This window comes from Bacillus sp. RHFS10, assembly GCF_016757475.1.
GTDB lineage: Bacteria > Bacillota > Bacilli > Bacillales > Bacillaceae > Bacillus > Bacillus subtilis_G.
Map to the genome: position 1 here is coordinate 33,519 of NZ_JAESPO010000003.1, position 25,455 is coordinate 58,973.

Sequence of the window (25,455 nt, forward strand, 5' to 3'; positions counted from 1 at the left end):
TGCGATTATTTCTCATACAATAAAAACGACAATAGTGTCATTTTTATTAAACAGGAGGATGAATCATGGAAAAACCGTTGTTTCGCAATCAAAAAGGGCTGATGACACTGTTAGCCTCGCAAACCATTTCTTCACTTGGAGACTGGCTTCACATTTTGGCCGTGCTAACGTTAGCCGCTTTTCAGCTTCACGCTTCACCGTTAGATATGTCATTTTTGATGATGTCCTTCGCTTTGCCTGTCATTGTACTCGGTCCGGTATCGGGTTTGCTTGCCGACCGCTTTGACAGAAAAACGATCATGTTTCTATCGGAAATCGGCCGTGCCCTCACCGTTATCAGCTGCGTTTATGTCAGTGAGCTTTGGCATCTTTACATATTGCTAAGCCTCCAGAGCTGTTTTTCTTCACTTTTTTCACCTGCTAAAAACGGGAAGCTTAAGGAATTGACTCCAGAAGCGCACATTCAGCAGGCCGTTTCCGTCAGCAGCATCATTGATAACAGCTCTAAAATTTTCGGTCCTGCCCTTGGCGGCATGCTGATCGGCACAGTCTCTATTCATTCTGTTTTCTATATCAACGCCGGCGCCTTTCTTCTATCCGCTGTTATTTTGTTTTTTCTCCCCAAAGATGCTTTTTTACCAAAAGCCCATACACCTCAAGAAAAAACATCGGCACTTGCTTCTATAAAAGAAGGCCTTCAGTTTATGAAACGGGTGCCGCTTCTTTTAACAGGCTTGCTCACCGCTTGTATTGTTCTCTTTGTTTTGCAGATTGGTGATTCGCAGGCGATCATTCTCATCCGCTCCTTTTCCGGCGCTCCTCCCGAGCTTGCAGGCTGGTGCATGGCCGTAAGCGGAGCCGGAATGCTCCTTACAGCGGCAATTGCCGGCAGGCGGCGAATCACTTCTTATTTACTTTATTTCTCAGCTGGAACCTTTCTGCTTGGAATAGCGGCTGGGGGTGTGCCATTTCTCAGCGGCATGGGAATAGCCGGCATCGCTCTTTTTATTTTCGCTTTTTTCATCATGGGAGCGGCTTTCGGTCTTGTCCATATTCCATTTCAAATTCTCGTGCAGACAACAGTGCCTGTCGATTACAGCGGCAGAGTGTTTGGCGCCATTCAGAGCGCGACGACCCTCGCCTCCATCCTCGGCATGGCGGGCGGGGGTGTACTGGCGGAATGGATCGGTGTATCACTTGCATTTCTTGTCTGCGGCTGCTTGCTGATCATGGTTGGGTTGATTACACTTGTAGGTAAGAAAATTGCAGAAAGCAGGCGATATCTTGTCACCGAAAGTAACAAAGGAGCACAAGGATAAACGGCAGGCCGAGATTTTAGAGGCTGCCAAAACCGTTTTTAAACGAAAAGGATTCGAATTAACGACAATGAAAGACGTTGTGGAAGAGTCAGGTTTTAGCCGAGGCGGTGTCTATCTTTATTTTTCAAGCACTGAGGAGATGTTTCGCCGCATCATTGAAGCCGGGCTTGATGAAGGGCTCCGAAAGCTTGATAAATCAGCTGAGCACCAAAGCGTTTGGGCCGCCATTTCCAGCTACTTGGATGAACTGGCTGATGGCCTGCTTGATGCAGCGGATACATTGGCGCCGGTGCAATTTGAATATTTGGTAACAGCTTGGCGCAATGAAGAGCGGCGGCAGTATTTGGAGAAACGGTATGATCTTTTTGTAGAAAGGTTTTCAAAGCTATTGCAAAAAGGAATTGATCAGGGGGAATTTCAGCCTCTGCAGCCGCTGGCGACGATTGCGAAGTTTTTCCTCAATATGAATGACGGCATCATCCAGAACGCGCTTTATTTCGATGAGGAAAAGGCTGATGTATCTGGACTTGCTGAATCTGCAAAATTATATTTCAAAACGGTACTGCAAGTGGATGAGAAATAAAAAACACGGCAGGAGAGAGGCTCCTGCCGTGTTTTTCACCCTGCGTGATCACCCACTTCTACTGTTACTTTTTTCTGTTTTGGCTGATAGACCTTCCCCACAAATAAATAACCGTATTTGAATTTATTCAATGCCCATGAGGTCAGGATCGGACCGGCTGTGCACACGGCAAACAACAGAAGAACAGCAGGTACGGCAGGAATTCCTGGCATGTTTGTAAACAAAACATAGCCTATGATCATAAAATAGGCATGCAGCAGATAAATCGAAAAGGAATAGTTGCTGATAAACATCACGATTTTCGGCACATGCTTCATGTTAGAAAACAAGTGAAAGCACAGGAAAATCACGCTTGTCGAATACAGCATAATATCAGGCCGTTTCGAACTGATCATGCCGGTTTCTCCGCCATAAGAAACAGTGACAACCAGCGCAGCAGAAGCTAGCGCGGCGCCGTATATCACCCAGCGGTATTGGTTCAGCAGCGCTAAAAAACGCTTGTACTCTTTTCCGCAATAGTAGGCCAGACAAAAGTAGAAAAGCCAGCCTGTGAACGGAACCCAGAAGAATGGAAACGCCCCTCCCTCTTCAGAAGCAGGAGCCGGGCTGGCTGCTGAGAAATAGCTTAAATAAGCGGCTGTCACCACAAATGAGATGGACAGCACCCATTTCGGCGATGCTTTTTTCAAATACTCATGAAAAATTATATGCAGAATGTAAAACTGAAAGATAACGAGAATAAAGTATCCGATAAAGTTTCCTAACAATACGTTCGCCAGGTATTTTTGCACAAACGCGAGAAAGGTCACCTCTCCTCCCATCGCACTGGTCATCAACAGTGCATCAATAGACGCGATAAATAAAAAAGGAACGAAAATCACTTTTCCCCGTTTCTTTAAAAAACCGTCCGGAACCCCATCAGGATAAGAACGGGCCAGCAAAAATTCAGAGATGAAAATGAAAGCAGGCGTGCTGAACATCAGGAGTGTGCGAAAAGAATCTACGGTGTGAGAAATATTAGCGAGAGCTTCTGCCTGAAGCATCAGGACCATTGAAATGATATGGAGCAGGACAACACATAAGCACGAAATGCAACGGATCATAAAAATTTCTTTAATTTGCATAACAGCGCTCCTTTATTACAAATTTTTAGAAATCGTTGGTTGTACCTTAACACACCTGCTCTAATTGAAAAAGTGGCTGATGTCTTATCTTTCTCTATGCATGAAAGACTAGCAGCCATATATATCCCTGATTTTTTGATAGGCGCTCTCCAGCCATTTGTTCTGTACATCCAGAGTGCTATGTTTAACGTGTGAAAACAAAGTCCTATTCACATGTTCGAACCCGCAAAATTGCAAAATGCCTTTCTTAACGGTAACCCGATCCGCATTACGTCTTATCCGATTCATATACGGGCGCATCAGCCGTCTTTTCATAACCTTTAGGAAGCGTCCTCGGTTTCTTGTTCATGCTTCAAAACCATAGTCACATACGATAGAATGTTTCAAATACATATTTCTATAGTATAGAAGTGAGTGATTACTCACTTTACAATCTCCTCCATTCATGATAATTTATAGATGAGTGATTACTCACTTTTAAAAATAAGGAGGTCAGATTAATATGGACATCATAGAATTGCGGGATGTCAGCAAACGATTCAGCACCAAAACAGTTTTAGAGCCTCTCACCTTTTCTGTGAAACAGGGCGAAATCTTTGGATTGCTGGGCCCCTCCGGATCAGGAAAAACGACGCTGATTAAAATGATGATCGGGATGCTGAAGCCATCAACAGGTAAAGTTGCTGTGTGCGAAACGCCGATGCCGAATTTGAACGTGTTTCACCGTATCGGTTATATGGGCCAGTCTGACGCGCTTTATGAAGATTTGACCGCAAAGGAAAATCTTTCATTTTTTGCCGGACTGTTTGGAATGAGGGGAAAACGAAAGCGCGAGCGGATGAATCAGGTTCTTCACTTGGTTGACTTGACTGAACATGCCGACAAGAAAGTGAATGCTTTTTCTGGAGGGATGAAAAGAAGGCTGTCCCTTGCGATAACACTCGTTCACGAGCCGGACGTTTTCGCTCTTGATGAACCGACTGTCGGGATTGACCCCGTTTTGCGCCGGGCGATCTGGGAGGAACTCGGCCGCCTGAAAGAAAACGGAGCCGCCATTGTTGTGACGACACATGTTATGGACGAGGCTGAAAAATGCGACCGGCTTGGGCTGATCAGGGATGGTAGGATGATTGACAGCGGTTCGCCTAACGAACTGATGAACAAATACGAAGCAGCATCTATTGAAGATGTTTTTCTTCTTTCAGGAGGAAACCCAACATGAGAGTAGCTGTACTTGCTGTAAAAATCATTCTGCAATTTTACCGGGATAAACGAACACTTCTTTTGATGCTGCTGGCTCCGCTTTTGGTCTTGACTTTGGTTCACCTCATCCTTGATCATAAGGAGGACTCATTTCATGTCGGAGGGTATCATCTGCCGGACGAAATGACACAGCAGCTGGAGACAAAAGACATCAAAGTGACGCAATTTTCATACGCCGATGCAAAACAGCATATAGATGATGACCAGATGGACGCGTTTATTTCATTCACGGATCAGCATATGAAAGTAACACTTGATGGCAGCCAATCTAAGAATGAACAATTGCTTCAGATCATCACAGCTGAAGGCAATCAGCAAAAACAGCCGGCAGAGATCTCTTATGCGTACGGCAAAGAGGATTTGAGCACGTTTGATTATACCGGTCCGACATTGATCGGCTTATTTATTTTCTTCTTTGTCTTTTTAATCGCTGGTATTTCTTTTTTAAGAGAACGGACGAACGGCACGCTTGACCGGATTCTCTCAACGCCTCTGCGCCGCTGGGAAATTGTGGCCGGCTATGGATTAGGGTTTGGATTGTTTACAACCCTCCAATCTTTGTTGATCACTTGGTATGCTGTTCAAATCCTCGGATTGTACCAGGATGGATCGTTCTGGCTTGTTTTGCTCGTAACGGTCATGCTTTCTTTGACAGCACTAACACTTGGCACATTTTTATCCGCGTTTGCCAATAACGAACTTCAGCTGATTCAATTTGTTCCGCTCGTCATCGTGCCGCAGGTGTTTTTCTCAGGCCTATTCCCGATGGACAGTCTGGCAAGCTGGCTACAGTCATTGCAGCTGGTGATGCCCCTGTACTACGGGGCCGACGCCTTACAGCTGATTATGATGAAAGGTCAAGGCGTCTCACATATTACGTCTGATTTGCTTATACTGGCGGGCTTCACCATTTTATTCGCATTATTAAACATTCTCATTTTGAAAAAATATCGAAGACTGTAAAAGAGGTGTTCTCTGATTGACAAATCGAAGTGAAAAAATCGCTATTATCGGCGGAACGGGTAAAGCCGGCCGCTTTATTGCCGGTCAGGCTCTTGAAAAAGGCTATCAAGTCCGCATGCTCGTCCGGCACCCGGAGCGGCATCCCCATCTTGATGAAAGAATAGAAGTCATTCGCGGAGATGCCCAGCATCCCCAAAGCATCCGCACGCTGCTGGAAGGATGCAGCGCCGTCATCAATACGTTTGGACAGCCTGAGAGAGCTGTCCCGTTATACAGTACAGTGACAGAACTCATCCTTACTGTCATGGAAGAATACAACATAGACAGATATATCGGTGTGACCGGCGCTTCGTTAGATATCGAAGGCGACCGAAAATCATTGGTTTATAGAATAGGCGCGCTTCTCTTTCGCCTCCTCTATCCGCAAATGATCGCCGACAAAAAGAAAGAGCTTCATATAGTAATAGACAGCGGATTGGACTGGACGCTTGTCCGCCTTCCTTTTGTAACAGAAGCTCAGGCTCAAGGCGCTGTAAAAGTTGATTTCCTCAATTCACCCGGAATGAGGATTACCAATTCAGATATTGCTGCCTTTTTGGTTCAGCAGATTGAGGGTCATTCCTTTTCACAAAAAACACCGTTTATCTCAAATTAACAGCGGGATTGGTTGTGTTCCCTGTCCGCCTTTTCTATAATAAAGGGAACAGGCTTTCAGAAGGAGTACGAACAATGGATGCGAAATCTCTTGAAGAATTATTGTATATAGAAGGCGAACAAATGAAAATGAGCGAAAAACAGCGGCTCATTCTGAATGCGGCTATTGAAATGTTTGCCGAAAAAGGTTTTGCCTCAACATCCACAAGCGAAATAGCAAAAAAAGCCGGCGTTGCTGAAGGGACGATTTTCAGGCATTATAAGACGAAAAAGGATTTGCTGCTGTCAATTGTAATGCCGACGGTAACAAAGGTCGTTGCTCCCGCTTTTGCCAAAAACTTCAGCAAAGAAGTGTTTGAGCAGGATTACCCGTCTTATGAGGTGTTCATTCGGGAAATGCTGAACAACCGCTTTGAATTTGTTAAAAAGCACTTCCCCGTGTTGAAGATTTTTATTCAGGAAGCCTTCTATCAGGAAGAATTCAGAAATGTGTATAAGCAGGTCTTCAATGAACACGTATACGATAAGTTCAAGCACATTATCGAGCATTTCCAAAGCACCGGCGAACTGCGGGACCTTCCGGCGGATACCATCATCCGCACGACGATCTCTTCTATCATCGGACTTATCATTACTCGATTTTTGCTGATGGGAGAAGAAATGGATGAAGAGCTTGAAAAAGAGCGGACGATTCAATTTATTTTGTATGGAGTTAAACAAAAAAGATGAGCGCTGGCTCATCTTTTTTATGAAACAGCCATAGACACGGAGGATAGCATGAGAGTATTAAAATACGCCATATTAGGGCTTTTGCGAAAAGGCGAATTGAGCGGCTATGATATTACGAGTTATTTTAAAGAGGAGCTCGGCCAATTTTGGAGCGCCAAGCACAGCCAGATTTATCCTGAGCTCAAAAAGCTGACGGATGAAGGGTTTATCACGTTCCGCACAACGATTCAAGGCACGAAGCTGGAGAAAAAGATGTACACCCTGACAGACAGCGGAAAGCAGGAGCTGCATGAGTGGCTGATCCGCCATCAGCCGATACCGGAGACGGTGAAGGATGAATTTATGCTGAAGGCTTATTTCATTTCTTCCCTGTCGCGGCAGGAGGCTTCTGATTTGTTCACAGACCAGCTGCGAAAACGCAAAGCCAAGCTGTCTGATTTGCAGGAAAGCTATAAAAATCTTATAGTTTCAGCGGAGCCGATGTCGTTTACTTCACCGGACTTCGGCCACTATCTCGTGCTGACGAAAGCGCTGGAGCGGGAGAAAAATTACGTTTCTTGGCTGGAATCGATTTTAGCGATGATAGATGAGGATTAGCGGGAGCAGCCTTCAGGCTGCTCCCATACTTTATGCGGGGGGACGAACGATGAATGTGACATTGCGTGAATTAACAGGGGAACTGATCCGGGTGGTGCCGATGGACAAAAGCCATATTCAAGGTTTATATGAAGCTGCAAATGATGAAACCATCTGGGCTCATTTACCGAAAACGATTACAACACTGCATGATATGGAGGATTTTATAGAGGAAGCGCTGCAAATGAAAGCGTCCGGAGCAGAATTTCCATTCGTGATGATTCATCGTGAAACTGGCAAAATCGTCGGCACGACGCGATTTCTGTATATGTCATCCGCTTCAAGGAGCCTTGAGATCGGCTGGACATGGCTGCACCCTTCAGTGTGGGGCACCTCGGTCAACACAGAATGCAAGTATTTGCTGTTACAGTATTGCTTTGAACAGCTCAAAACGATTCGGGTGCAGTTTAAAACAGATGAGCGGAATGTCAGATCGCAAAAGGCGATTGAACGGCTGGGAGCAGTCAAAGAAGGCATATTGCGAAACCAAATGATTAGAAAAGACGGAACATTCCGTAATTCGGTGTTTTACAGCATTATCGACAGTGACTGGCCGTCCGTGAAACAACATTTGGAACAGAGACTGAAGCTTACAGAAAAAGCAAAATGATCCTAAAAAAACATCTGCCCCGAAGGCAGATGTTTTTTAGGATCGGAGCGCTTTCAGCCCCGCTGCGAAGGTAACCGCCGCAAAAGCAAGCAAGATGCCGCAGATCCCGAGAATATCTGTGACGTGCGCACCGTTAGCGATAATCTCAGTCAGCCCGCTCATCGCCCACTTTTGCGGAAGAAATTCAGCAACGGACTGCATCAATTTCGGCTCAATGTCTATCGGCCAATACATTCCGCTTACCATACACGTTGCGATGACGAACAAGTTGCCGAACGCAAGCTGCTGTTCCGGCGTTCTGACATTGGCCGCAATGGCCAACCCGATGCCGACAACGGTCAGCAGGAAAAGCGACACTAACACAATCACCGCAGCCGGATTGCCCCAGCTGATGCCAAACAGCCAATGGGTAGCGAGAAGCAAGATGCCGAATTGAATCCAGCCAATGACGAAGAAGGACAGCACATACCCCGCACCGATTTCCGCCCGGCTGACAGAGGCTGTAAGCAATCTGGACCAGACGCCGTTTTTTCTTGCTTCTAAAATGGTTCCCGCCGCCCCCATCATGGTCAGCATGACAAACAAAATAGAAAAGCCGGCTGCTCTGGAGGCTGTGTCACTTCCGCCCGCACCTTCTTTTTTATCGCTGAGCGTCTTTCGTTTGACGGCTGGTGCCGCATCTTCATGATCTTTGGCGATAACTGTCTTATACGCTGCCTTCCAGTTCTCCCCCGCTGCCTGAGCTGCCGTTTTCGCCGCGGTAACCTGAATATTGAGTTTTGCCAATGTGCTTTCCGCATATTGTTTGGCCATCGGCGCTTCCGACAGTTCTGGGCCGTGGCGGAAGATCAGCTCAGGATGTTTTCCTTTTTCCAGCTGTGCTTGGAACGAGCGGGAAATGGTGATAATCCCGGCAACTTTCTTCTGTTTCAGCTTTTCTGACGCTTTGTTTTCAGACATGTTATCGAATGTATACATATCATCGTGTGCCTTCAGCTGCCGAATATAATGCTGCGAAAGAATCGTGTCGTCCTGATCAACGATCGCAAGGCGCAGCTTGTCGTCACTGCCGCCGAGCATCCCTCCAAATACAAAGGTCAGCAAAAGCGGGGCAGCGAACATCATCAAATAGTTCTGCCGCTTCTTGAAAATAAGAGAAAGCTCTATGCCGCAAATGGCTAAGATTTTTTTCACTTGGTGTACCTCCTTATCTTGTATGAAGCCGTCTGATGCCAAGCACGAGTGAACAAAGGCCGATCGCCGCAAAAAGAAGCACAGGCTTTTGAAGGTCAGCCCAGCCTCCTCCTTCCATTAAAGAAAGAAAGCCGTCAAGCGCCCATCGATTCGGCACCGCTTTGGATACAGACTGCAAGAAGTCCGGAAATTGGTACAGCGGCAGCATGGACCCGCCAAGAACCGCAAGCAATTGAATGCCGAATCCGCCTATCGCATCGGCCGATTTCATGTCGCTAATGCAGGACGCAAGCAGCATTGAAATGCCGGATACAGCCGCAGCGTATGAAAGCCCGAGCACACTCACAAACAGCAGGTTGCCGCCCCAATCCACACCAAATACATTGATCGTGACAATCAGAAATATAAAAAATTGTATGATGGCAAACAGATAGGTTCCGAGCCATTTTCCGAAGAGGATGGCGTATGTTTGCGCAGGCGTCATTAGCATTCTGGCAAACGTTTCTGTATCCTTTTCTTGTAAAAACGATTTCGCCCCGACTGTCATATGAAACAGCATAAACATGCAAAGCATGGCCGCCGAATAGTATTGAAAACTGGTAACAGCCTTGCTGCCGACTGATTGTTCCTTAATAGTAATCTGGTCACCCGTTTCTTTTTCAAGCGTCTTGACCAGCTTTTCGGCAAGCTGTGAATGTTCAAGTTTTCCTTGTTTGACAGCTGCTGTTTCACTGACGTAGTCCATTGAGGCTGACGCGGCTTCTTTTACCGCTTTAAATTGGTCTATGAAAGATGCGGCGGCTGTTTCGATGATGGAGCTTTTTAATGTTTGATCAGGATCAGCATAAACAAAAGCCGCAGTTTTGCCGGCTTCCCAATCGTTCGGGATGACGATGCCGACATCAATTTTCTTTTCTTCAAGCAGTTTCTTCATCTCGTCTTCGCTGCCGGCTTGTTTGACCTTTATCGACTTCATTTTTTTGAGCACATCTGTTTTAAACATGTTCGCTGCATCTGACTGGTCTGATTGGACATAGCCGACTTTGATGTCTTCAATCTGATTGCCTCCGTCAACAACCGATCCGAGCGCCGCCCCTAAAATACAGGTCAAGATCAGCGGCATTAAGATCAGCATCATAAACCCTTTTCTGTCCGTGATTCTGATTTTGAGATCTTTCCATGCGATCCACATGCTTTTTTTCATAGCCGTTCCTCCTAATCCCGCAACGTGCGGCCGGTCAGATTCAGAAACAGGCGCTCCAGATTTGGTTCCTGCACTTGAAGAGACAGCAGGTTGATATGATGGGCAGCGGCCTCCGCAAGCAGACCGGTGACGACTTTCTCATGGCGGGCCGCAGAAATGTCAATTTTGAGTCCTGACTCATGTACGGTCACATCATTCACATGGGCCAGAGAACGGATCGCAAAAAGAAATGCTTCATCGAGCCCGCTGACAGTGAGCTGAATGATGGTATCGCCTCCAAGGCGGGTGCATAAATCGCTTTTTGTGCCGATCGCAATCATTTCTCCCTGATCAATAATGCCGATCCGGTCGCATAAATACTCGACCTCTTCCATGTAATGACTCGTATAGATCACCGTCATGCCCGTTTCATTGAGCTGTTTCACCGTTTCTAAAATATGATTTCTCGATTGAGGATCGATGCCGACAGTCGGTTCATCCATGATCAGCAGCTCAGGCTTGTGCATTAAGGCGGCACCGATGTTGATTCTCCGTTTCATTCCGCCTGAGAATGTTTCAATTTTATCTTTGGCCCGCTCAGTCAGGCCGACATAATCAAGGACCTCTGCCGACCTTTTTTTAGCCTCGCCGTGCGTTAGTCCGTACATTTTCCCCCAAAACATAAGATTCTCATGGGCCGTCAGCGTCGGATATAAAGCAATTTCCTGCGGCACAACGCCGATTTTTTGTTTCGCTTTGGTGGTTTCTTTGCCAATTATATAGCCGCCCACTGTGATATTCCCGCTATCATGCGGCACGAGGCCGGAAATCATCGAGATGGTTGTGGACTTCCCCGCACCGTTCGGCCCGAGCAGCCCGAACGACTCCCCTTTTTGGAGGGAAAAAGAGATGCCTTTTACGATTGTTTTTTTTCCATATGCCTTTTTGATGTTTTCTGCTTGCAGCACGTCGTTTCACTCCTTTTTTATACCCATTGTCATTGTAGAAAAAAGAAAGGCGTAGGGCATGTAGCGGCAGATAGAATGTAAGGCATGAAAAAAAGGCCTATTGCAGGCCTTTTCAGAGAAACGTGATGCTGAATGTCATATGTCAAAAGTCAGATACACCATATCTGACCGAATAGATGGCGGCTTGGGTTCTGTCTCTGACAGACAGTTTGCTGATAATGTTCGACACGTGGTTTTTCACTGTGCCTTCTGTAATGTACAGCTTTTCGGCAATTTCTTTGTTATTCAGTCCGTACCCCAGCTCAGCCAGAACTTCCAATTCGCGCTCGGTCAGTTCGTGCAGCTCCTTAGGTTTATCTGTCTCGTTTATTCCTTTCAGATGTTTTTCACGCTTCCATTCATTCAGCATCTGGGCAGTCAGTTCCGGGGGAAGCACCATTCCGCCAGATTGAACGGTCATCACCGCTTTTACAATCGTATCGGCTGACATGTCCTTCAGCAGGTACCCGCTCGCTCCTTCTTCTAGCGCTTCTGCAATCAGCTCTGAATCCTTGAAGGTTGTCAGCATCAAAACCTTTACGCCGGGCAGCGAGCTTGTAATCAGTTTTGTCCCTTCAACTCCGTTGGACACCGGCATTCGGATGTCCATTAACACAATATCCGGCTCAAATTCTTTCGCCTTTTCGAAGGCTTCCTGCCCGTTTCGCGCTGTTGCGATCACCTCAAGCTCTTCTCTAAGCTGAAGCAGCGATGCCAGGCCTTCTCTGACGATATCCTGATCGTCGGTAATGATGATCTTAATCATGATAAACTCTCCTTTTGCTGCGCGGGCCCGAAACTCCATTTTTTATTGGCAAGTGAAAATTCCGCGATTACAGTAAATCCTTGATCCCGTTCGCTCTCAAAGCGGATCATTCCGCCATGCTCCGCTGTCCGTTTTTTCATATTCAAAAGGCCAAAGCCGAGTACCGCCTCGGGATTTCCTTTTCCGTCATCCTTAATGACAAGGCTGATGCTGTCTGTGGTGCAGGCAAGCTGGATCGAACAGGCTGTGGCGCCGCCATGCCGTTTGGCATTGGTCAGAGCTTCCTGCACCGTCCTGACCAGAGTCGGATGAAGAGACAGCGGGATCGTCGCCGGATCGCCGCTGACCTCAAATTCGGTTGTGACGCCCGCATTTTTGTAAAAGTCTTCTGTCAGCTGTTTTAGTGAATCGATGACCGAAGGAGCATTTTCCGTTTGCAGAGTGCGCACTGATAAGCGGACATCATCAAGCGCTTCACGGGCAAGCGTTTCACATACCCCGACCGTCTCCTCAGCTTTTTGGCCGTCTCTTTTTTGCCATTCACGCAGAAGCTGCAGCTGGACGAGCAGAGCCGTCATTTTATGCCCCACTGTATCATGGATTTCCCTTGCCATTCTGTTCCGCTCGTAAATGGCAGTCAGCTCTTCAACCTGCTTCGCATATAAATGCAGCTCCTGGTGCGCGGCAGACAGCGCCAGATGGGATTCCGTCAATTCCTGATACTGCTGTTTTGCCGTTTCCTGCGCATCCAAAAGCTTGCGGATTAATTTGCCGACGACTCCGCAGAATACGACGAATGTCATGCTCGACAAATGATCGATGACAGATTCATTGCCGAACATCAAATATGTACGGATGAGGACGATCAAAAACAAAATAGAGCATAGACATAAGACAGACCAAGCGATTCTTTTATGAAACCCGCACAGAAAAAAGGCGACTGCAACCGGACAGAGCATGATAATGAATAAACCTGTGCCGGGAAAGATAAATCCGAACGAAAAGCCGACCGCGATATCAATTAAACAAAACCAAACGGCATTTGTCTCTGGCTTCTGTAAAAAATGATTGGCTGCATACACGGCAGCACCTGCTGCTATAAATGCATATTCAAACCAGTTATTCTCTTTCACAATGGACAGATACATCAAACAGCTCACCATCAGGGTGAACATTCTCGTCAAAAACAGAGCCTTCACGTTCATCACTCCCGTTACCCAATTCCCTTCTTATCATACCTGCCTCAAGGTATTTTTGACAGGAGTTTCTGGAAATCAAAAAATCCCCCTGCCGTTTTTTCGGCAAGGAGATTACAGTTAACTAACAAACATAATTTGGACGCCGGAAACAGGATCTTTCACACGGAAGCTGTTTTCCGTTTCTTCGATCGAATATCCGGCATGTTTGACTCGGTCTGCCACTCGATCCAGTTCCTCTTGATGAGGCAAGACAACAGTGTAATCGTCTAATCCACTGGCATTTGTCGGTTTAGGCGGCGCGTTTCTTCCCGCCCAAATGTTTAAGCCGATATGATGGTGGTAGCCTCCTGCTGAAACGAAGAGGGCGGACATGCCAGCATAGTTTCCGACAATATCAAAGCCCAGCACATCTGTATAAAACGCTTTTGCTTCGTTCAAATCACTGACATGCAAATGAATGTGTCCGATGATGGTATCGTCCGGAAGCGCTGTTTTCCGCTCATCTCCGGCTTCTTCCAATAGACCTTCGATGTCAACAGCGGCTGTCCTCATGACGTAGTTTCCTTCACGATCACGCTGCCACGTGCTGCGGGGGCGGTCAGCGTACATTTCAATGCCGTTCCCATCAGGATCAGACAGGTAGAGTGCTTCGCTGACTGCATGATCCCCTTGTCCGATCGCAATGCTATATTCAATCAGCCGGGCAAGCGCGATACCAAGTTCTTTTCTGTTCGGAAGAAGAATTGCAAAGTGATATAGGCCCGTCACAGACCGTTCAGGCAAGACGACGGCGCTCGGATTTTCTTCAAGAATAAGCAGTACGCGTTTTCCATCAGCCGTTAATTCAGCTTGCCGATCCGTCTTTTGTAAGACTTGAAAGCCGATGACGTTACAGTAGAACTGAAGAGAACGCTCGAGACTGCGGATTGTGAGTTTGACATAGCCAATATTTGTATCATCATGAATGCTGGTCATGCTGAATGCCTCTTTTCTTATGCTGCTACGTTTTCGCTCTTTTTTCCTTTAAACACAAATGGATCCAGTGCCAAGAAACGGCTTCCTGAAAGCGCCAGGTGGATGGATGTCAAAAGCAGAAGGTAATCAAATTCTGCATTGCCCATGAAAGGCGCTTTCAGCTTGACTGTGATGATGGCTCCGATCAGCGTGAGCGCAAACAGAACACCGACAATACGTGTAGCCAATCCGAAGAAGACGAGCACGCCGCCAACGAGTTCAATTGCTGCGATGACATACGCCATAAAGCTTGGAAGGCCTATGCTGCCGAAAAATTGGATGGTGCCCTCCATTCCCTGAAACTTTGATAAACCGTGAACAAAAAAGATAATACCTGTCATAACTCTTAAAAGTAATGTGCCAATTTCAAATGATTTATTCATTTTATCCTCCTTGATAAATGTTATCAGTTACTTAATGTAAGTTAGTATATATACATAACTTATTTACGTCAAGTAATTTCGTTACATTTTACAAAAATGAAATAAAAGAACTATAAAACTGTAACAAAAAAGACCTTTGTGCAGGACAAAGGTCTATTTCTCAAATTGGCTTTCATATAAGTCACTGTAAAATCCTTTTTGCCGAAGCAGCTCGCTATGGCTGCCTTTTTCAATCATTTCGCCGTCTTTTAGCACCACAATCTGATCCGCTCTTTGAATGGTATTCAGCCTGTGGGCAATGATGACGCTTGTTCTCCCCTCCATTAAACGGGCGAGCGCTTCTTGAATGTTGACTTCTGTTACGGTATCAATGTTGCTTGTCGCTTCATCCAATATGAGAAGAACCGGGTCGGCAAGCACCGCCCTCGCTATAGAAATCAATTGTTTTTGTCCTTGGCTGATGCCTGATCCGTTTTGCGTCAACACGGTTTCGTATCCTTTTGGCAGCCTTTCAATAAAGCTATGGGCGTTCGCTGTTTTTGCAGCGGCTTCGACTTCCTGATCAGAAGCATCGAGCCTGCCGTAGCGAATATTTTCTCTGATCGTTCCCTGAAACAAGAACGAATCCTGAAGCACAAACCCCATGTTTTTCCTAAGGCTTGCTCTAGTAAGGGTTTTAATATCTGTACGGTCGATTAAAATCCTTCCCTCATTAGGTTCGTAAAAACGGGCGAGCAGGTTCGTGACGGTTGTTTTCCCCGCTCCCGTCGGGCCGACAAACGCGATGGACTGTCCGGCAGGCACGGTAAACTGTAAATGCTGCAGTGTCTGCTGCCCTTCATCGTAACCGAAGGACACATCCCGGAATTCAATACTGCCTGTTTGGAACGGCTGATGAACGGCGTTCTTTTCATCCTCGCGCTCTTCTTTTTCATCAAGCACGTCAAACACCCGTTCAGCACCGGCAATGGCGGACAGCATTGTATTAAACTGGTTAGCCAGATCGTTTAAAGGGCGTGTGAATTGCCTTGAATACTCGGCAAAGACGACGATGGAGCCGATCGAGATCCAGCCTTTCAGCGCGAACAGACCGCCGATTGCCGCAATCATCGTAAAGCTTAGGTTATTCAAAGAGTTCATGACTTTCGGGATAAACCCGGAAATCGTCTGTGCCCAGAAGCCCGACGTCTTGAGTGCGGCGTTTTTTTCGAGAAATTCGGCTGTGATTTGCTTTTCACGCGAATAGGCTTTGATGACCTTTGCGCCGGAAACGGATTCCTCAATATATCCATTCAGCTCACCAAGGTTTTTCTGCTGTTCTTTAAACAGCTTTCCCGTCCGGTTGGTGATCCATTTCAGGCTCACAGCCATCACCGGAATGATGGTCAGGGTAATCACTGTAAGGAGCGGGCTCAAGTACAGCATGACCGCAACCGTCCCGACAAAGGTGATGACGCTTGACAATATTTGAATGACTGACGTGTTTAAGGTCGAGCTGACATTTTCGATGTCATTTGTCACCCGGCTCATCAGCTCGCCGTGCCGCTGTTTATCAAAAAACGGAATCGGCAGCTCATGCAGATGGGTAAACAACTCGCTTCTCATTCTGAAAACAGTGCCTTGGGAAATCGTAATCATCCAATAGTTTTGAAACCAGAGTGACAGGGACTGAATTACATAAATGACAAGCAGAAGAAGCAAAACGGGAACCAGTCCGCTTACCGTTCGCCCGACAATGAAATGGTCGATGGCCTTTCCGATCACAAAGGGGCCGAGGAGCCCGAATATCGCGCTGATGACAACCATCAGCATGACAAGGATGAGCAGTCCTTTTCGTTCAGCCAAGTAAAACCAGATTCGCTTCAGTGTGCCTTTTGCATCCTTTGCTTTCGTCCGCTTTTTCGCGCTTTCTTTTTTGTCGATTGGCAGTTTAGGATATTGGAAAGGCTTGCGGATGTCTTTTAGCACGACTCACTCCCCTCCCTTCCGAATTGCGACTCGTAAATGCGCTTGTATAACTGAGATTCAGAAAGCAGCTCACTGTGCGTGCCTTTTTCAATCAGTTCGCCATCCTCAAGCAGCAAAATCTCATCAGCTTTCATCGCCGTGGTCATTTTTTGCGTAATGATCAAAGTTGTGCACTCATAGGTGCTGATCGCCTCAAGCAGCTTTGCCTCCGTTTGCAGGTCGAGTGCGCTTGTGCTGTCATCTAAAAGAAGGATGGCCGGCTTTCGGATCAGCGCCCGCGCAATGGAAATCCGCTGCTTCTGGCCGCCGGACAGGTTGACGCCTCTTTGTCCCAATACAGTGTCATATCCATTCGGGAGCTTCATAATCGTTTCATGAATCTGCGCATGTTTGGCCGCTTCCATTATTTCATCAAGTGAAGCATTTTCTTTGCCCCAAGCGATATTTTCTTTGATTGTGCCGGAAAACAGGAGCACTTCCTGCGGTACATATCCAATTTGCTTGCGAAGCCCCTCGGCCGGAACATCACGAATCGGCTTTTCATCTATGTAAATGCTGCCTGAATCCGGCTGATAAAGCCGCGGAATGAGCTGAAAGAGCGTGGATTTGCCCGCTCCCGTCGCACCGAGAATCGCGATTGTTTCCCTTGGATTTACGGAAAATGAAACATCTCGCAGCGCTTCTCTGTCCATGTCAGGATAACGGAAGGATACATGCTGAAACACAATCCGTCCCGACAAACGATCAGTTATGATCCCTTCCTCTCCTTCGTCGCCCTCCGTTTCAAGCACCTCGCCGATTCTATCTCCAGAAGCTTTAGCCCGGGTGAAAATCATAATCAAAAATGGAAACATCGAAAGCGCGCCCGTAATTCGTGTTGCGTAGTTAATAATCGCGACAACATCACCGACCTGAGTGCTTCCGCTCGTGATACTGTGGGCCCCTGCCCACAAAATCAAAAGAATGCAGAGGTTCATCAGCAGCATCAGCACAGGCATCGTGAATTCCACAAGCTGAAATGCTGAAACTGTTTTTTCCATCAGCCTTGTGTTGGCTTTGATAAATCTTTTGACCTCGTGGCTGCCGCGAAGCAGCGCTTTGATCAGCTTGATTGCGGTTAAGTTTTCCTGCATGACGGTGTTCACCTGATCCAGCCGTTTCTGCACTGAGCGGAACAGCGCCCCGCCTTTCTTTAATACCCATAGCAAAAACAAGATCAAGATCGGAATGGTCACAAGCAGAAAAAAGCCGAGCTTCACATTAACGGCCAGCGACAGCACAATGCCGCCTGCAATCATTAACGGAGCCCGCAGCATAAACCGCAAACTCATAAAAATCATATTTTGAACCTGTGTGACATCGTTTGTCAGCCTTGTGATATAAGAAGAGGACGAAAACTGTCCAAATGTCGAATAGGAGAAGGACTGGATTTTTTGAAAAAGCCCTTTTCTCGTATCATAGGAAAAGCTTTGGCTGACATGGGCGGCATAAAAGGAATTCAGCATTCCCGCCGCAAATGATAACACGGTCAGTCCAATCATGACCGCGCCCCATGTCCACACATGCCGGAGATCTTGCTTCAATATCCCATCGTCGATGATTTTTGCGATCAATAGAGGCTGCACCAGTTCAACCGCAAGCTCCGTCAGCATGAGAACCAGGGCAATTCCCACCAGGAATGAATGTGGTTTTAAAAATGATAAAGCCTTTTGCATGTAAAAGCCTCCAAACCCCTTTTTACTCGATTGTCTCTTTCTTTACTTTACTATGATGGTCTTTTTGACGGCAAACGAAAACCCTCCCGAAAAGGAGGGCTGGCTTTATTGATTCAATATTTTTTCCACACGCTCCCGCATCTGCGGAACGCTCAATCCGATAATCACCTGAAACGCCTTTCCATTCCTGACGACCCCGTGTGCGCCAAGCGCGCGGAATACGCTGTCGGATTCAACCTTTGTTTCATCCTTGACACTGACTCTGAGGCGGGTGGCGCAGTTTGTGACTTCTGTGATGTTGTCTTTTCCGCCCAGCGCTTCAACATACAGAAAAGCGGTGTCATCTGCCGTTTCAGCAGCGGCGGCCGTTTCGTCCCTCTTGTTTTTTCTGTCTTTGTATTCTTGTTTCGAATACAGCTTTGTTTCCTGCTGGTCATCCTTTTCCCGTCCTGGTGTGGCGATATTGAATTTGAGGATTAAAAATCGGAAGACGAAAAAATAAATAGCTGTAAAAGAGAGCCCGATCAAAATTTGATACACATACGTCATACCGTGGCTGCCAAAGAGCGGAATCCAGTTCAAGGTAGCCGCTTCGATCAGCCCGCCTCCCATGTTTCCGACGACACCAGCCAAATACATGACGGTCGACATTGATGCCGCAAGCACGGCGTGAACCGCAAATAAGAAAGGAGAAATGAATAAGAAAGTGAACTCAATCGGCTCTGTAATACCGGCGACAATCGCCGTCAGCGTAACAGGAATCAGCAGTCCTGCGACGAGTTTTTTCTTTTCCTTGCTGGCTGTGGCATAAAACGCTAGGGCGATCCCCGGAATGCCGAAGATTTTCGAGTTGCCGTGGAGCGCGAAGCCGCCTTGCGGGAAAAGCTCCTTCAGCGATTTGGCACTTTGCGAATATTCACCGAGATGCTGTGCCCAATATGTGACGATCCCGCCTTCCGCTACAGCAGGCCCGTAAATAAACGGCGTGTAAATAAAGTGATGAAGCCCGGTCGGAATCAAAATCCGTTCCAAAAACGTATAAATCCAAACGCCCACCGCCCCCGAAGCAACCAGGAAGCTTTGAAGCGAGCCGATTCCCGTCTGAACCATCGGCCAAATATAAGACACGGCCAAGGCAATCGGGATCATAATGAAGAAGGAAATCATCACAATATACGTTGAGCCTTGAAAGATGCCGAGAAAATCGGGCAGTTTTTTATCGAAATAACGATTATGCAAATAGACGACAATCGAAGAAATAAAGATGGCCCCGATAATGTTGGTATCAAGCGTTTTGATGCCCGCGATCATCGTTAACCCACTCGTTCCGCCGGCCTCTTGGTTCATGTCGACGCCAAATGCGCCTCCCCATACCGTCAAGATTGAGCTCACAAAGTAATTGAATGTCAAGTAAACCGTAAGCGCTTCCAAACAAGCGCGAGCCTGAGCTTTCTTCGCCAAAGCAACCGGGATTCCGATGGCGAATAAGAGCGGCATTTGATTAAATACTGTCCAGCCGCCCTGCTCAATGATATACCAGCACTGATACCACAACCCGTCTGGATCGGCGAGCGGACCCATGAGGGTTTGATTTTTAAATAGCGTACTAACTCCGACGATGATGCCGGCGAACGCGAATAAAAGAACAGGCACAAACATCGCGCTTCCAAAGCGCTGAATTTTTTGCATCATACCAGAAACCCCCTGTTACTCAATGTCATTTTTTTCTGCCTCTTTGTAATCAACATATGCGCGGAACAATGCTTCGCCAACGATAAAAAAAGGTGTAAAAGCGACAATTTCCGTTTTATCGCTTAATGTCACAGGTTTGCTTGTCGCATAAAGATTGTGCGGAGTCAGCTGGGCGAGGACATTGTTTTTTAAATTCGTAATGGAAATAAAGGGAATCCCCTTTGCAGAAAGCATTCTTGCCTGAGGAATCAGCTCCGGTGTTTCTCCGGAAAGAGAAATGATGATAAACAGATCGTTTACTTTAAAATCGTCCCGCATCAGATTAAATTCATTTCTGTCTTCAATCATAATGAGATACCGATGGCGCGGAATAAACATTCTTTGCAGATCACGAGCGCAGATCTTTTGCGCATTTCCTGATCCGTACACGAAAATGCGGTCTGCTTCATCAATCAGCTGGCACATGTCCGTCATGTCCTTTGTCCTCAAGAACTTCAGATTTGATTCAATATCGTCAAGCAGCTTTTGAAAACTCATATTCTCGCCTTCTTCCGGCTGATCTTCCCACTTTAAAAAGACGCGAAATTCACTGTAGCCGCTGAAACCGAGCTTTTGGGCAAGCCGCAAAATCGAGGAACGCGATACGCTGCAGGCTTTGGCCATTGCGTCGATTCCAAGGTGATAGCACGTGTGCTTGTGATTCAATATATATTTTAAAATATGAAAATCGTTGTCATTTAATTTGTTATAGTGCTGATTAATCAATTCTTCGAGCTGCATATCAGATTCCCCCATTTTCTTTCTATTATATACAATTACAGATTCGAAAATGGGGGAATTTCAGTTATGAAATGCGGGTTGGGCTTTGATCAAGCTGTGGCCAATAGTCTTTGTTGGCCTCTATTAAATCCTCGAGAATGAGCCTTGCCACACGCGTGTTCGGCACTGTTTTTGACAGAATCAGCGCTTGCCAGAGCTTTTGGAACGATTTCTCTGCCCACGCTTCAACCGTCAGTTTTTCAACCGATACCTGTTGCTCCATCAGCCCCTTTTGGAATTGCGGAATGGTGCCGACTGTGATCGGTTCAGGCCCATTAGAGCCGACGATACATGGCACCTCGACCATCGCAGTCGGGTCAAAGTTCGCAATCGCGCCGTTGTTTTCAACGATCAACAGCATTCTTTCACCTGTGTTGTAGGCAATTGCCCGGGCCAGATCAACGATATATGATGCGTGATCATCTATTTTGATTTCGCTGTTTTCCGAGGACTGCTCGCGTGTGATCATGTCACATTGACTGAAAATGAAGGCTTCGCGCCCTTCCATCACTTCGTTTGCCCGCGTATGATTCGGATTTGATTTTTTCACCATATCATCCGGGAACAAATAATATTGCAAATACGTATTCGGCAGTGTGTCAGGATCTGCGGCCTGTACGTCACGCGCTTTGGCGAACGTATCATTCCAGCTCGCCTCTACAGCTTCAGCATCCGTCTTCGGAATATACCCGTATTGAGATACATGCTCCTTCAGCTTCGGCATTAAATCGTTGCCCTCTTGATCATGAATCGATGTCCACCAGCCGAAATGATTTAAACCGTAATAGCGGACCTTCATGTCTTTTCTTGAGGACAGGCCGAGAATGTGCGCCATCCGGTCTTCGATTCCGACCGGCATATCACAGATATTAAGAATTTTCGAATTCGGTCTGAGGCGTCTCGTAGCTTCGGCTACAATCGCCGCCGGGTTGGAGTAATTAAGCATCCATGCATCAGGCGAGTATGTTTCCATGTAATCTACTATTTCAAGCACGCCGCCGATCGAACGCATGCCGTATGCGATACCGCCCGGCCCGCACGTCTCCTGGCCGACAACTCCGTACTTCAGCGGAATTTGCTCATCGAGCGCACGCATCGCGTATTTCCCTACCCTAATGTGCGCCATGACAAAATCGACATCTGTAAAAGCTTCTTCCGGGTCAGTCGTCGCTGTAAATTCAATGTCCGGCGCTTTTTCTCTAATAAAAACATCACAGGCGCCCGCAATGCGATCCTGTCTTTCCTTATCATTATCATACAGCTTGAGCTTTCTGATCGGAAACTCCTCCAAATGATCTAAGAGCATCAGAACGATCCCTGGAGTGAAAGTGCTTCCTCCGCCCGCTATTACGATTGAGAATGATTTTTTCTTCATATGACGACCTCCTTGATAACGTTTACATTTTTATTTATACCATGGGAGAGCCCGTCCCGTAACACGTTTGGGCCACTTAGATCATTTAATCAACTTTAGTGTTTTTTCTCATAGAGCGGGAAATTTCTCATTTACCTTGCGTCTGAGAGATTTGGTTTTTTTACCTTTTTTGTAATCTTAAAGTCTCACCAACTGTGAAATTTAAGTGAATATACACCCTTCCAGTTCTTATGAAAAGGTTCTTTTGTACGATTCGGATACATGCCGAATTATTTATAATCATTTATAGAAAACATCCATTTGTGCGTGATTTTAGGAAAGGCAGGGGACAAAAGTTGGACTCATATAAAGTCATTGAGCTGGCAAACAAGTACAGTGCGGCCGCGGAAGAGGTCAGAAGCTCCAAAATGCTCCTTGAATCCCGGTTATCTGCATTAGGGGATGCTTGGCAGGGGAAAGCAAGAGATTCGTTCGACCAGGATTTCGAGGAAACGAAAGCGGCCTACGATCAATTCGAACTGGAACTGCTTGAAACAAGCCAAGAACTTAAAGCAGCCGCCGTCAAAATAGAAGAACGAAAAGCAGAGATTGCCAGAATGGAAGAAATGGAACGTAAAGCCAGAGAGGAAAGACATAAACTCAGGGGGTGAACAGTGTGTCAGGAAACATTGCAGTTGATCCGGATAAGCTCGAACAGCTGGCAAATGATGTTGTCACTGAATTAACCGATATGGAAAACAAATATAAGGACCTGCATGTGGAGCTGGGGCAGATGATTTTGCAATGCGATCCCCGCTACAGCAGCTGTTTTTCCGGAGTCGGCGATGCGTGGAGTTCAGGAAAAGCGCTTGTCACCAAGCTGAGTGACAATGACATTTTCATCAGGAAAACGGGCGATAAATTTGTTGAACAGGATGATATGTTACGAAAGCTTTATCATGCTTATGACAAATATGGGACAATGACAAGCTTAACCGCTCTTATGCTGACGCAGGGAAAATACTACGGGCTCGGGCTTACGAAATTCGAAAAACAGCCAAGCGGATTACATACCGCCCGTCATTCCAAGCTTCTCTTGGATATTTCCGGAGCCGTCGACAGGTCACGTTATCAAAAAGCCGCCAGAGTGCTTTTGAATCCTAAATATTTGTTTAAAAAGACAAACCGGCCATTTTCAGATTTGGTACATAAAAAGTTTACAAAGTACTTCCCTCAGGATACGGTGGATTTTTCAAACAGTGTCAGAAGCTACACAAGAGGATTTCTTAATGAAGCCGGCGTACGCTCGACTTTGAAGGATGTCGGAAAAACAGGCTTGAAGTTCGCCAAAGGAAATGCCATTACCGCCACACTGATCACCGGAGCGACTGAAACGTTCGGAGCAGGCTTGAAAATTGCTGAAAATTACGCGAAATACCAAGACAAACCGGACGTTCTCAAGCGTGAAAACGCCAAGGCTGTCGGGAATGCTGTGAATAACACCGTATTTATTGCCGGTGGAGCGACAGCAGGCGCTGTCATCGGCGGTGCGCTCGGAAGCTTTGCAGGACCTGTGGGTACTGTTCTTCTTGGGGCAGCCGGTGCATATGTTGGCGGAGTCGTCGGAGAACAAATCGCCAAATATACAGCCGGTTTCGCAGAAAAAGCAGCCTTAACGCTGAAGGAACCCATTCATGCTGTCGTTGATAAAGCCAAAAAAGGGCTGGAATCGGCCGGTAAAGTCGTCAAATCCGTGAATGACGGCATAGATGCTGCGAATGAAACGATACATAAAGGGATAGACAGCGCGAAAAAAGGCATGGAAAAAGCAAAGAAAACAGCGGATTCGCTTATACATGGCGCAACCCATTTCCTTAAAGGGAAATTTTCATTTGGATAGGAGAATAATCAATGAAGCAGTTTACAATCAGCATAGAAGAGCTTTTATTTTGTTTTTACAGTGAAGGTTTTTTTGAACAAGGCATGGCCTTGAAGCAAGCCTATTTTCCGGAGATAGAAGATGAACAGCTGGGCGCTTTATTTGAAGCTGCATGCCGTTCACTCTTAGCTAAGGATGCGGCGGAATATCGGAATCATCAATATCGGCTGAAGGACGAGTATTGTCCGTTTATCCATGTATTAAACGACGCTGACTATACAGTGAAGCTTTCTAAATTTGACGGACAAGGCGCCGAACTGAATGTTTCCTGCCATGTATCAAAGTTCGGTACCTACTCTCACGAACTCCTTTTTGACGAACAAGTGCATCGCATCACAAAAATGGAATCAAGTGAAGGACTAATTGATAAGACTGATGAGTTTTTACGTATAATAGATACAGAGGATAAAAGAGACTCGATTGTGTCATTGACATCAAATGAATTTGAAAAACTCTTGGAGGGCGCTTCGGACAACCCTTCATACCTAAAAGAATTCCTTGAAAAACATGACCACCAAGAGGACGTTACCCGATTTGTAAATGATCTGGCTTTACGAAAAGGGAAAATGGATACACTGATGCGCCTGGCGTATGACAAAGATAACGCTCCTGAAGTAGCTGACATGGCATTTGTTCTGCCCGGAACCCGTCATACTTGGCTTGTTACAGGCATCACCCAGAATGAATTTTCTGTCCTCCCTGCTCATAAGGATGTTGTAAATCAAATCATTTCAAAAAGTGAATAAGAATCTGAATGGACAAAAGGAGAAAAGCATTGAAAAACCAAGAAATTGTTGAAGTCAAAAGCAGAATGTTCCTAAGAATATGGGCTTTTGTCGGATCTGCCGGTATGGGATTAGCATGTTTGTGGCTCTTTTATATGGGTATTACCTTTCAAACGAAATATTACCTTTTAGCCATTCCTGCCGGCTTTCTGTTCACCTTGTTTTGTTTATATTTATTTATCATCTTCTTTCCGGCGTTCACCCCGCGGGGAAATACCATCTTCCGCATCAAAACAGGAAAAGATGGAGAGTTGTTCACTGACAAAGTGTCTGTGAAATTTATCGATATAAAGAAAATTGAGATGAGCCGGCATAAATCTAGCCTAAAAGGGCTTTTTCAGGAAGATGTAATGATTCGGACTGTTGACCGGAAAACTATTCGCATTCCCACTTGGAACATTGTTCCGAACCCTCTGTTTTTTGAAGCGGTTGAACGCTATATCCTCCCCCATCTGAATGAAGAGGCGAAAAGCAACTGGATCAGCCAGTTTACGGAGATTCAGAGAAACGCGTATTTGAAGGAATTTGAGGATCATCCGAAGCTTTAGGAGCAGTA

General features: G+C 46.3%; 25 protein-coding genes. 12 read left to right on the plus strand and 13 right to left on the minus strand.

Features of this window, described 5'->3' with window-relative positions:
* Positions 1-65: 65 nt before the first annotated feature.
* Positions 66-1,319, plus strand: coding sequence for an MFS transporter (locus tag JMN17_RS12760; protein WP_202328264.1), 1,254 nt, complete (start codon positions 66-68; stop codon positions 1,317-1,319).
* Positions 1,285-1,902 carry a TetR family transcriptional regulator gene (locus JMN17_RS12765; RefSeq protein WP_087992600.1) on the plus strand — a complete coding sequence of 206 codons (618 nt, stop codon included), beginning with the start codon at positions 1,285-1,287 and terminating at the stop codon, positions 1,900-1,902. The genes JMN17_RS12760 and JMN17_RS12765 overlap by 35 nt, the downstream gene beginning before the upstream one ends.
* Positions 1,903-1,937: 35 nt before the next feature.
* Here JMN17_RS12765 and JMN17_RS12770 read toward each other — a convergent pair whose 3' ends face one another.
* Complete coding sequence (locus tag JMN17_RS12770; protein ID WP_202328265.1) at positions 1,938-3,026, minus strand: acyltransferase family protein; 1,089 nt, start codon at positions 3,024-3,026, stop codon at positions 1,938-1,940.
* A 502-nt stretch (positions 3,027-3,528) separates the two neighbouring features.
* Between JMN17_RS12770 and JMN17_RS12775 the strand changes: the two genes are divergently transcribed.
* From JMN17_RS12775 to JMN17_RS12800, 6 genes are all read left to right on the plus strand, one after another.
* A complete protein-coding gene (locus JMN17_RS12775) occupies positions 3,529-4,248 on the plus strand; it encodes an ABC transporter ATP-binding protein (RefSeq protein WP_202328266.1) in 720 nt (239 codons plus the stop codon).
* Positions 4,245-5,252, plus strand: coding sequence for an ABC transporter permease (locus JMN17_RS12780; protein WP_202328267.1), 1,008 nt, complete (start codon positions 4,245-4,247; stop codon positions 5,250-5,252). Before JMN17_RS12775 ends, JMN17_RS12780 begins: the two co-directional genes overlap by 4 nt.
* A 16-nt stretch (positions 5,253-5,268) precedes the next feature.
* A complete protein-coding gene (locus JMN17_RS12785) occupies positions 5,269-5,907 on the plus strand; it encodes an NAD(P)-dependent oxidoreductase (RefSeq protein WP_087992596.1) in 639 nt (212 codons plus the stop codon).
* A 74-nt stretch (positions 5,908-5,981) separates the two neighbouring features.
* Positions 5,982-6,635 (plus strand): TetR/AcrR family transcriptional regulator, encoded by a 654-nt coding sequence (locus JMN17_RS12790; RefSeq protein WP_087992595.1) that lies wholly within the window; start codon positions 5,982-5,984, stop codon positions 6,633-6,635.
* Positions 6,636-6,683: 48 nt separating this feature from the next.
* Complete coding sequence (locus tag JMN17_RS12795) at positions 6,684-7,232, plus strand: PadR family transcriptional regulator (RefSeq protein ID WP_202328268.1); 549 nt, start codon at positions 6,684-6,686, stop codon at positions 7,230-7,232.
* A gap of 49 nt (positions 7,233-7,281) precedes the next feature.
* Positions 7,282-7,881, plus strand: a complete 600-nt coding sequence (locus tag JMN17_RS12800) for a GNAT family N-acetyltransferase (protein ID WP_202328269.1) — start codon at positions 7,282-7,284, stop codon at positions 7,879-7,881.
* Positions 7,882-7,917: 36 nt separating this feature from the next.
* Here the strand turns inward: JMN17_RS12800 and JMN17_RS12805 are convergent, their stop codons facing one another.
* The 12 genes from JMN17_RS12805 to glvA form a co-directional block, all read right to left on the minus strand.
* Positions 7,918-9,075 (minus strand): ABC transporter permease, encoded by a 1,158-nt coding sequence (locus JMN17_RS12805; RefSeq protein WP_202328270.1) that lies wholly within the window; start codon positions 9,073-9,075, stop codon positions 7,918-7,920.
* A 13-nt stretch (positions 9,076-9,088) separates the two neighbouring features.
* Positions 9,089-10,279 carry an ABC transporter permease gene (locus JMN17_RS12810; RefSeq protein ID WP_202328271.1) on the minus strand — a complete coding sequence of 397 codons (1,191 nt, stop codon included), beginning with the start codon at positions 10,277-10,279 and terminating at the stop codon, positions 9,089-9,091.
* 11 nt (positions 10,280-10,290) lie between these two features.
* The gene (gene lnrL / locus JMN17_RS12815) at positions 10,291-11,226 is read right to left on the minus strand and encodes a linearmycin resistance ATP-binding protein LnrL (RefSeq protein ID WP_202328272.1); all 936 of its coding nucleotides are present in this window, start codon (positions 11,224-11,226) and stop codon (positions 10,291-10,293) included.
* Between the two features lie 142 nt (positions 11,227-11,368).
* Positions 11,369-12,031 (minus strand): response regulator transcription factor, encoded by a 663-nt coding sequence (locus JMN17_RS12820; protein ID WP_202328273.1) that lies wholly within the window; start codon positions 12,029-12,031, stop codon positions 11,369-11,371.
* The gene (locus JMN17_RS12825; protein ID WP_202328274.1) at positions 12,028-13,230 is read right to left on the minus strand and encodes a sensor histidine kinase; all 1,203 of its coding nucleotides are present in this window, start codon (positions 13,228-13,230) and stop codon (positions 12,028-12,030) included. The genes JMN17_RS12820 and JMN17_RS12825 overlap by 4 nt, the downstream gene beginning before the upstream one ends.
* Positions 13,231-13,347: 117 nt before the next feature.
* Positions 13,348-14,205, minus strand: coding sequence for a VOC family protein (locus JMN17_RS12830; protein WP_087992587.1), 858 nt, complete (start codon positions 14,203-14,205; stop codon positions 13,348-13,350).
* 17 nt (positions 14,206-14,222) lie between these two features.
* Positions 14,223-14,627, minus strand: a complete 405-nt coding sequence (catD, locus tag JMN17_RS12835; RefSeq protein ID WP_148963640.1) for a DoxX family oxidoreductase CatD — start codon at positions 14,625-14,627, stop codon at positions 14,223-14,225.
* A gap of 153 nt (positions 14,628-14,780) precedes the next feature.
* Complete coding sequence (locus JMN17_RS12840) at positions 14,781-16,595, minus strand: ABC transporter ATP-binding protein (RefSeq protein ID WP_087992586.1); 1,815 nt, start codon at positions 16,593-16,595, stop codon at positions 14,781-14,783.
* On the minus strand, positions 16,589-18,310 hold the full coding sequence (locus JMN17_RS12845; protein WP_202328275.1) for an ABC transporter ATP-binding protein: 1,722 nt from the start codon (positions 18,308-18,310) through the stop codon (positions 16,589-16,591). The genes JMN17_RS12840 and JMN17_RS12845 overlap by 7 nt, the downstream gene beginning before the upstream one ends.
* Positions 18,311-18,415: 105 nt before the next feature.
* The gene (gene malP, locus JMN17_RS12850; RefSeq protein ID WP_087992584.1) at positions 18,416-20,002 is read right to left on the minus strand and encodes a PTS maltose transporter subunit IIBC; all 1,587 of its coding nucleotides are present in this window, start codon (positions 20,000-20,002) and stop codon (positions 18,416-18,418) included.
* 15 nt (positions 20,003-20,017) lie between these two features.
* On the minus strand, positions 20,018-20,782 hold the full coding sequence (glvR, locus tag JMN17_RS12855) for a MurR/RpiR family transcriptional regulator GlvR (RefSeq protein WP_202328276.1): 765 nt from the start codon (positions 20,780-20,782) through the stop codon (positions 20,018-20,020).
* Positions 20,783-20,846: 64 nt separating this feature from the next.
* A complete protein-coding gene (gene glvA, locus JMN17_RS12860; protein ID WP_202328277.1) occupies positions 20,847-22,196 on the minus strand; it encodes a maltose-6'-phosphate glucosidase in 1,350 nt (449 codons plus the stop codon).
* Between the two features lie 335 nt (positions 22,197-22,531).
* Here glvA and JMN17_RS12865 point away from each other — a divergent pair, with 335 nt between their 5' ends.
* From JMN17_RS12865 to JMN17_RS12880, 4 genes are read left to right on the plus strand one after another with little or no spacing between them, the layout of a single operon-like run.
* On the plus strand, positions 22,532-22,846 hold the full coding sequence (locus JMN17_RS12865) for a WXG100 family type VII secretion target (protein ID WP_087992581.1): 315 nt from the start codon (positions 22,532-22,534) through the stop codon (positions 22,844-22,846).
* 5 nt (positions 22,847-22,851) lie between these two features.
* Positions 22,852-24,075, plus strand: a complete 1,224-nt coding sequence (locus tag JMN17_RS12870; RefSeq protein WP_202328278.1) for a hypothetical protein — start codon at positions 22,852-22,854, stop codon at positions 24,073-24,075.
* An 11-nt stretch (positions 24,076-24,086) separates the two neighbouring features.
* Positions 24,087-24,860 (plus strand): hypothetical protein, encoded by a 774-nt coding sequence (locus JMN17_RS12875; protein WP_087992579.1) that lies wholly within the window; start codon positions 24,087-24,089, stop codon positions 24,858-24,860.
* 29 nt (positions 24,861-24,889) lie between these two features.
* On the plus strand, positions 24,890-25,447 hold the full coding sequence (locus JMN17_RS12880; protein ID WP_087992578.1) for a YfjD family protein: 558 nt from the start codon (positions 24,890-24,892) through the stop codon (positions 25,445-25,447).
* Positions 25,448-25,455: the final 8 nt, after the last annotated feature.

Coding starts and splice junctions, on each gene's coding strand:
- JMN17_RS12760 (WP_202328264.1), top strand. CDS start 66: ATGGAAAAACCGTTGTTTCGCAATCAAAAAGGGCTGATGACACTGTTA.
- JMN17_RS12770 (WP_202328265.1), bottom strand. CDS start 3,026: ATGCAAATTAAAGAAATTTTTATGATCCGTTGCATTTCGTGCTTATGT.
- JMN17_RS12775 (WP_202328266.1), top strand. CDS start 3,529: ATGGACATCATAGAATTGCGGGATGTCAGCAAACGATTCAGCACCAAA.
- JMN17_RS12780 (WP_202328267.1), top strand. CDS start 4,245: ATGAGAGTAGCTGTACTTGCTGTAAAAATCATTCTGCAATTTTACCGG.
- JMN17_RS12790 (WP_087992595.1), top strand. CDS start 5,982: ATGGATGCGAAATCTCTTGAAGAATTATTGTATATAGAAGGCGAACAA.
- JMN17_RS12795 (WP_202328268.1), top strand. CDS start 6,684: ATGAGAGTATTAAAATACGCCATATTAGGGCTTTTGCGAAAAGGCGAA.
- JMN17_RS12800 (WP_202328269.1), top strand. CDS start 7,282: ATGAATGTGACATTGCGTGAATTAACAGGGGAACTGATCCGGGTGGTG.
- JMN17_RS12810 (WP_202328271.1), bottom strand. CDS start 10,279: ATGAAAAAAAGCATGTGGATCGCATGGAAAGATCTCAAAATCAGAATC.
- JMN17_RS12820 (WP_202328273.1), bottom strand. CDS start 12,031: ATGATTAAGATCATCATTACCGACGATCAGGATATCGTCAGAGAAGGC.
- JMN17_RS12830 (WP_087992587.1), bottom strand. CDS start 14,205: ATGACCAGCATTCATGATGATACAAATATTGGCTATGTCAAACTCACA.
- catD (WP_148963640.1), bottom strand. CDS start 14,627: ATGAATAAATCATTTGAAATTGGCACATTACTTTTAAGAGTTATGACA.
- JMN17_RS12845 (WP_202328275.1), bottom strand. CDS start 18,310: ATGCAAAAGGCTTTATCATTTTTAAAACCACATTCATTCCTGGTGGGA.
- malP (WP_087992584.1), bottom strand. CDS start 20,002: ATGATGCAAAAAATTCAGCGCTTTGGAAGCGCGATGTTTGTGCCTGTT.
- glvR (WP_202328276.1), bottom strand. CDS start 20,782: ATGCAGCTCGAAGAATTGATTAATCAGCACTATAACAAATTAAATGAC.
- glvA (WP_202328277.1), bottom strand. CDS start 22,196: ATGAAGAAAAAATCATTCTCAATCGTAATAGCGGGCGGAGGAAGCACT.
- JMN17_RS12875 (WP_087992579.1), top strand. CDS start 24,087: ATGAAGCAGTTTACAATCAGCATAGAAGAGCTTTTATTTTGTTTTTAC.